8 protein-coding genes and 1 pseudogene are annotated in these 6,570 nt (G+C 51.4%); 5 read left to right on the top strand and 4 right to left on the bottom strand.

The window, feature by feature from the left end; translation table 11 throughout:
• Positions 1-195: pseudogene (locus AC6R1O_RS18170) on the top strand (UDP-N-acetylglucosamine--undecaprenyl-phosphate N-acetylglucosaminephosphotransferase); the annotation flags it as partial.
• 327 nt (positions 196-522) lie between these two features.
• Here the strand turns inward: AC6R1O_RS18170 and pssA are convergent.
• The 3 genes from pssA to AC6R1O_RS18155 all read right to left on the bottom strand — a co-directional run bounded on the left by pssA (position 523) and on the right by AC6R1O_RS18155 (position 2,722).
• On the bottom strand, positions 523-1,863 hold the full coding sequence (pssA, locus tag AC6R1O_RS18165) for a CDP-diacylglycerol--serine O-phosphatidyltransferase (RefSeq protein ID WP_500657576.1): 1,341 nt from the start codon (positions 1,861-1,863) through the stop codon (positions 523-525).
• Between the two features lie 117 nt (positions 1,864-1,980).
• Positions 1,981-2,307 (bottom strand): nucleotidyltransferase family protein, encoded by a 327-nt coding sequence (locus AC6R1O_RS18160; RefSeq protein ID WP_500657575.1) that lies wholly within the window; start codon positions 2,305-2,307, stop codon positions 1,981-1,983.
• 7 nt (positions 2,308-2,314) lie between these two features.
• Complete coding sequence (locus AC6R1O_RS18155) at positions 2,315-2,722, bottom strand: HI0074 family nucleotidyltransferase substrate-binding subunit (RefSeq protein ID WP_500657574.1); 408 nt, start codon at positions 2,720-2,722, stop codon at positions 2,315-2,317.
• 220 nt (positions 2,723-2,942) lie between these two features.
• Between AC6R1O_RS18155 and AC6R1O_RS18150 the strand changes: the two genes are divergently transcribed.
• Positions 2,943-3,185 carry a type II toxin-antitoxin system ParD family antitoxin gene (locus tag AC6R1O_RS18150; RefSeq protein ID WP_500627451.1) on the top strand — a complete coding sequence of 81 codons (243 nt, stop codon included), beginning with the start codon at positions 2,943-2,945 and terminating at the stop codon, positions 3,183-3,185.
• Positions 3,186-3,299: 114 nt separating this feature from the next.
• Here AC6R1O_RS18150 and AC6R1O_RS18145 read toward each other — a convergent pair whose 3' ends face one another.
• Complete coding sequence (locus AC6R1O_RS18145; protein WP_500657577.1) at positions 3,300-3,704, bottom strand: GNAT family N-acetyltransferase; 405 nt, start codon at positions 3,702-3,704, stop codon at positions 3,300-3,302.
• Positions 3,705-3,967: 263 nt separating this feature from the next.
• On the opposite strand from AC6R1O_RS18145, the gene murB reads away from it, so the two are divergent.
• The 3 genes from murB to AC6R1O_RS18130 all read left to right on the top strand — a co-directional run.
• Entirely contained in the window at positions 3,968-5,083 is a 1,116-nt protein-coding gene (murB, locus tag AC6R1O_RS18140; RefSeq protein ID WP_500638821.1) for a UDP-N-acetylmuramate dehydrogenase, read from the top strand.
• Positions 5,080-6,048 (top strand): bifunctional biotin--[acetyl-CoA-carboxylase] ligase/biotin operon repressor BirA, encoded by a 969-nt coding sequence (gene birA / locus AC6R1O_RS18135; RefSeq protein WP_500630028.1) that lies wholly within the window; start codon positions 5,080-5,082, stop codon positions 6,046-6,048. The genes murB and birA overlap by 4 nt, the downstream gene beginning before the upstream one ends.
• On the top strand, positions 6,045-6,570 hold a 526-nt coding region (locus AC6R1O_RS18130), incomplete at its 3' end, for a helix-turn-helix transcriptional regulator (protein WP_500657573.1). The genes birA and AC6R1O_RS18130, both read left to right, overlap by 4 nt.

Raw genomic sequence — 6,570 nt, 5'->3', positions numbered from 1 at the left:
GTGATTTGTGCGATTGCTATGTCATTAGCGTGCATTGGTATTGCTGGAGAGCAGTGGCGCATTGAGGAGTCGACGATGTTTGCAGGCTTTGTATTGGTGTTTTTGGCATACAACGTTGTGATGAGTTATGTTTGGCGCATCACCAGCTGGTTACGTAGAGAATCTGAATCCAATGATTCAGTGGTTAAATTGTGAGCGTTGACGTGTGACCTTTGGTTTTTTTAACGACCAAACGCCACTTTTATTGACACGGTTTCATATGCGCCTATAATCTCAGCCCGATGGTAGTTATTCATAGCATTTATGGGTAGTTGGCGTGTACCAAACGCTGCCATCTTTTAAGGCCCTCTATGTCCTTAAAAATGACGTTTAACATACATGAGTATCTCATTTGTATGAAGCCAAGTCTTTGACTTGGCTTTTTTTTGCGCTCAAATAGGGGAATATTACGCCCAGCTAGCGCGGACGGTTGGCGAATACTCGAAAGAGATATCGTGTGTCACGATGGATTTGGATAAGCCATCACAAAATGCGTTTTAAGACTCTATCGGCTCTCACGCGGGTGATCTTGCGCATCAGCTTCTTCACCGGCAGCGGGTAATCCTCAAACTTCTCCACTTGCTTATATGTGCAGATTAACTGCGTGTGCTTGAGAATATTCTCCACTTCCAACTCGAACTGCGGGGTCAGGTGATGGTAGTCATCTCTGATGAGCAGCGCGTTTTCGAGATCTAGGCTCCAAGCACGTGGGTTGAGGTTGTTGCCCGTGATCATCATGTAACGCTTATCGACCCAAATCCCTTTCAGGTGGAAGCTGTTTTCATCGTGCTTCCACAGTCTCAAGGAGAGCTTTCTGGCGGCAATATTGGCTTCATTGGCTTTGGCAAACGCGCGCAAGTTGCGCTCGTAAAGATAAGGCAGGCCGCCAATGGTTTTGAACTCTTGCTCCGGGGAAATATAAAAGTCGTTGGCAGTCTTATCACCCACCACAATGGTGACTTTTACGCCGCGACGGATGGCTTTTTTCACCTCTTTCGCGACGCTGCGCGGGAAGTTGAAGTAGGGCGTGCAGATGAAAATCTCATCTTTGGCCATCGCCAGTAAATGGTTGATGCTTTGGTTGAGCTTGTTGCGCTTTTTCCCCACGCCGACAATCGGCGTCACCGCCACTTGATGCGCGCCAATGCTTTGCGGCTCAAACGGGTAACTGGCTTTGGCGAGTTGCGCGCGCAGTTGACGAATTTGCGCTTTGATCTGCGCGGTTTCCGGCTTGCTTGGGCACGCGAGATCGTTCACGGCCGGGTGCGCCACCATGGCTTCATCAATAAACTCGGCCATACTATCGGCGAGCGCTGGGTTTGCCAATACATGGTAGCGGTCAAAGCGGTAGCGTTCTTTATAATGAAGGTAGATGTTGTTTAAGCTGGCGCCGCTGTAGATGACTTCGTCATCAATCACAAAACCTTTGAGGTGCAGCACACCAAACACTTCACGCCCACGAACCGGAATGCCGTACACAGGTACGCGATGGGTATACTGCTCAGCAAAGCGCTTGTACATCGCGGCGTTGGTTTCGCCTGGCTCTGCGCCAATCAGCCCACGCTGCGCGCGGTGCCAGTCGACGCACACTTTTACATCGAGGCCTGGGTTGCGCTGTTTGGCCTCATAGAGCTCGGTGAGGATCGCTCGGCCGGCCTCATCGTCTTCCAAGTAGAGCGCAACCAGATAGATTCGCTTGCTTGCCTGACGAATCGCCTCAATTAAGCGAGTTCGAAAATCGGCCGCGGAAAACAGCGTTTCAAACTGAGCTGGATCCTGAGCCAGAGCAGGCAGTTGCTCAAACAAATTACGATTGGTCATCATGGTGACGGCGTTACCTTTATTTAAAGTGGACAGGGAGTTTAGCAAGAAATCGGTGATGGTTGATAGGTTTGCGTCAAGACGAAAGTGTATTTTTGTGTGTGGTGGAGAAGTTCCCCCTCACTTCAACTGAATACCGTGACGTTGAATATGAGCGAGTAAGGCCTCGGAGGTGACAGTGCGTGTGATGATCACATCGACGTTGTAGGGGAGCGTTGATTGCTCAAATTGGTCTTGAATTTGGGCGATGGTACTCATCGAAAGATGCGGACCCTCGAGAGCGAGATCGATATCGGAGCTGTCTTTAAAAGTACCCAATGCCCTTGAGCCAAACACCCAAGCGTGCTCGACGAGTGGGTGCGCCAGGACAATCTCTTCGATTAATTGGTATTGATGGGGTTTTAGACCCATCTCTGCAGCGCAGGTGCCGACGTTTGGGGTGAGCATAAGCGGGTTAACCTTGCTTAGCCTGCAAATAGTGGGTGACTTGTTCTATCACCGGCGCAAACGACTCTAAAATGAGTTGTTGAGCTTCGAGTACGTTGGCTTCGTCATAGGTATGCGACAGCAGGTTGCGTTTGCTCAACGCCTCCAATAGTGTTTCGCACTGCTCAGAGGAGAGGTGCTTCGCTTCCAGCGCGGTTCGAAAGACACTGCGCGGAGAGGCGACATCAAAGCCCTCGAATTCAAGCAAGTCTTTTAACGTTTTCCACGTCAGCTCGAAGGAAAACTCAAACGTTTGCACTAAACCCGCCAGTTCCAGTTCGTTGTAACTCTCTTGCGCGCAGGCTTTTTGGAGCCTTTGTTGTGCTTTGCTTAAATTTTGTAAACGTTGCTTCCAACGGTCTGGATTTGAATTCATCGTTGTTCACCTAGGCAGGATGGGTCTCGCTTTAATGGTTACTTTACTGTGTTTGGGGGGAAGTTCCTAGTGGGGGGAGTTCCTAGTTTCTAGTGGCGAGTTCTTAGAGGATGGGTAACTTATCGGTATGCTTTATCGTTATAGGCAACTCGTGATTTGATTTTGATTGTTAGTTCATCCATTATGGTTGTGTTAAATATTAACACTCATGGGTGAAAATATGTCACGCACAACGAGTATTACGATTGGCTCTCAGTTAGATGATTTTGTCGGTCAACTCATAGCGAGTGGTCGCTATGGCTCAACAAGTGAAGTCGTTCGTTCTGCATTGCGGTTGCTCGAAAGACAGGAGAAACAAACGACGGCTCTAAAAATGGCTATTGCAGCGGGTGAACAAAGTGGCGAGTGCTCATTATCCCTTCATGATATCGCGGCCAAAGTAAAGCAAAAACACAATGTATAAACTGTCCAATCTTGCCGCAAAGGATTTTGAGCAGATTTTTGAATACACGCTACTGAACTTTGAACCTGCTGCCTATCGTCTTCTCGGGATGTCTTCTCTATATATATCCACCTTCTACTCGAGGTTCGCCGCTACCATCCCCATCGCCACTAACTGTGGTTTACCCCGCACATAACGCTCAAACAGATTCTTCACATCATTTGGCAGCGCGTTTTTATCGAGCGTGGTAAAGCCATGTTGGGCGTAAAAGGCTTCGAGGTGAGGGTAGGCAAAGCAGTAGTCGTGTGGGCTGAGGATGTACTTTTGGCAATACTCAAGCAGCGCGTGACCCAGCCCTTGACCGCGCTGGCTCGGCACCACAAGCATGCCGGTTAATAAGCGATATTCAGCAAGGCTTCGAAAGCGTACCACCGCCGCTATTTCGGTGCCGATATAGCCCGCAATCACCAACTCATCACTCTTCGCCTTACCCGCCGGATAGTGCGCTTTATACAAGCGGTTCACCAGCGGCAGCTTCATCGCCTCAACCTCAACAATCTTTGAAAACACCCCAAACTCCTTGCCATGCATCTACCTCTCTCCATAATACCACCCACCACCCACCACCCACCACCCACCACCCACCACCCACCACCCACCACCCACCACCTCTAGGAACTAGAGACTAGGAACTATGCCCCCCCCCCTTCTAGGAACTAGGCACTAGAAACTAGGAACTCTCATTCCCATCGAGTAGAATATCAACACCTGTCAACCACCCAACCTTATCCATGCTGACACCCATGCCTGAAACCATTCAAACCCACGCCAACCTCGCTTGCCACCATACCTTTGCTATCGCGCAAACCTGTGAGGTGCTGATTGAAGCCCACACGCAGCAGGATATTATCGATATCTATCAAAGCCATGATTATGCGAGGTTGCCTAAGCTGATGCTGGGCAAGGGGAGCAATATGCTGTTTACCGCTCCGTATCAAGGTGTGGTGATCGTCAATCATTTGTTCGGAAAAACAGTGCAAGAGAGCGACACCCACTGGCATTTGCATATTGAGGCGGGGGAAGATTGGCCATCACTGGTGAAGTGGTGTGTAGAGTCTGGCTACGATGGGTTAGAAAACCTGGCCTTGATTCCGGGCTGTGCAGGCAGTGCGCCGATTCAAAACATTGGTGCTTACGGCGTGGAGCTACAAGATGTGTGCGAATACGTTGATGTGCTCTGTCTGGAGAGCTTTGAAGTACGCCGAATGCACGCGCAAGAGTGCCAGTTCGGTTATCGTGATTCGATTTTCAAACGCGATTTATACCAAAAAGTGGTGATTGTGGCGCTTGGCTTAAAGCTCGCCAAAGCGTGGCAGCCCAATATTGCTTACGGCCCGCTGCAAGGCTTTGCGCGTGAAAGCGTCACCGCCCAAGAGATTTTTGATACTGTGTGCCGCGTTAGGCAGGAAAAGCTGCCCGATCCGCGCGTGCAAGGTAACGCAGGCAGTTTTTTCAAAAACCCCGTCGTGAGCAAATCAGACTATGAAAGGTTAAGCGATGCGTTTCCAACGCTGGTGGCCTATCCCTCAGGGGATTCAGATGAAGGCGCGATGAAACTCGCGGCTGGCTGGTTGATTGATCAATGCGGGCTAAAAGGGCATCGCATTGGCGGCGCGCAAGTACATCCAAATCAAGCATTAGTGATTGTAAATACTGGCAACGCCAGTGCCGATGATGTGCTCACCCTTGCCGCGACGGTGCGCGCTAAAGTGCAAGCCACCTTTGGTGTCACGCTCGAGCACGAAGTGCGCTTTATGGGGCCACATGGTGAGACGCGCCTTGAAACGCTGCTGGAAGAGGGGCGAGTCAGCGCGGCGAAGTCGTCCATCGATAGCGCAGTGCAAGGAGAGATGCGATGAAAGAGCACCACACCAAACTCACGCTCTTGAGCCAGCTCAGTGATGGTCAATTTCACTCGGGTGAGGCGCTCGGTGAGCAGCTCGGCATCTCACGCGCGGCAGTCAGTAAACACATTAAAGGCATTCAAGAGTGGGGCGTCGACATCTTTCGCCTGCAGGGCAAAGGTTATCAGTTGGCTAAGCCGATGCAGTTGCTCGATGAAGCCGTGCTGAAAGCCGGCGTGGCGACGCCACTTGAGCTCATTCCGATCATTGACTCGACCAATCAACATCTTCTCAATCAAGCGGATAGCCTAACATCAGGCGCGGTCTGTTTGGCGGAATACCAAGCCAAAGGGCGCGGCCGACGCGGTCGAGAATGGATCTCACCGTTTGGCTCCAACCTATATCTCTCGATGTTTTGGCGTCTCGATGCTGGCATGGCCGCGGCGATGGGCCTGAGTTTAGTGGTCGGCGTGGCGATTGTCGAAGCCCTCGAAGCCCTCGGGATTGACGGTGTGAAACTCAAATGGCCCAACGATCTCTATTATCAAGACAAAAAACTCGCCGGGATCTTGGTCGAAATGTCCGGTCAAGCGGGCGGCGCTGCTAACCTTGTGATTGGCATGGGCATGAACCTGCAAATGGCCGCGGGCAGCGAGCGCTCCACCTCGGCGATTACCCAGCCTTGGACCTCACTCTCTGAAGTGACCGGGGAAAGCGTCGATCGCAATCAACTGGCGATCACCTTAATTAAAACCCTGCACCGCGCGTTGTCTGATTATGAACTGCAAGGGATGAACGGTTTTGTCGAGCGTTGGAACCGGTTGGATAACTTTCTCGGCCGTCCTATAAAACTCATTATGGGGCCAAGAGAGGTGTACGGTATTGCAAGAGGCATCAACGCGCAAGGCGCGGTGTTGATTGAGACAGAGCAAGGGGTAGAAGAGTATGTGGGCGGAGAAGTGAGTCTGAGGGGCGCATGAAAACGGGCGAGCGAATACTCCACATCATCAAACGCGAAGGCAGCGTGACCGCCAAGCAGATTGCCGATCTGCTGGATATGACGACCATGGGCGCGCGCCAGCATTTGCAAGCGTTGGAAGACGACCACTTGCTGGCGATTGAAGATATTCGCGTCAAAGTGGGTCGGCCGACGCGTCACTGGTCTTTAACGGCGAAAGGCCATCGCCATTTTGCCGATCGTCATGGAGAGCTGACGATTCAAGTCATCGACGCAGTAGAGCGTCTTTATGGCCTCGAAGGGGTGGAGAAGGTGACCCTTGATCGCGAAAGCCAAACCTTGGCGCACTATCAAGCGCGTATGCACGGCTGCGAGACGCTGGAAGCCAAGCTCAAAGCCCTAGTCGAGATACGCGAACAAGAAGGCTACATGGCCGAGTTCGAAGCCTGCGACGGCGGCTATCTGTTCACTGAAAACCATTGCCCCATCTGCCGCGCCGCGACCCATTGCCCCAGTTTGTGTCAATCGGAGTTGAACATTTTTC

It is taken from the genome of Vibrio sp. R11-SG3-ISO3-SZ, assembly GCF_059834345.1.
This window is presented reverse-complemented; position numbering and strand designations above follow the sequence as displayed.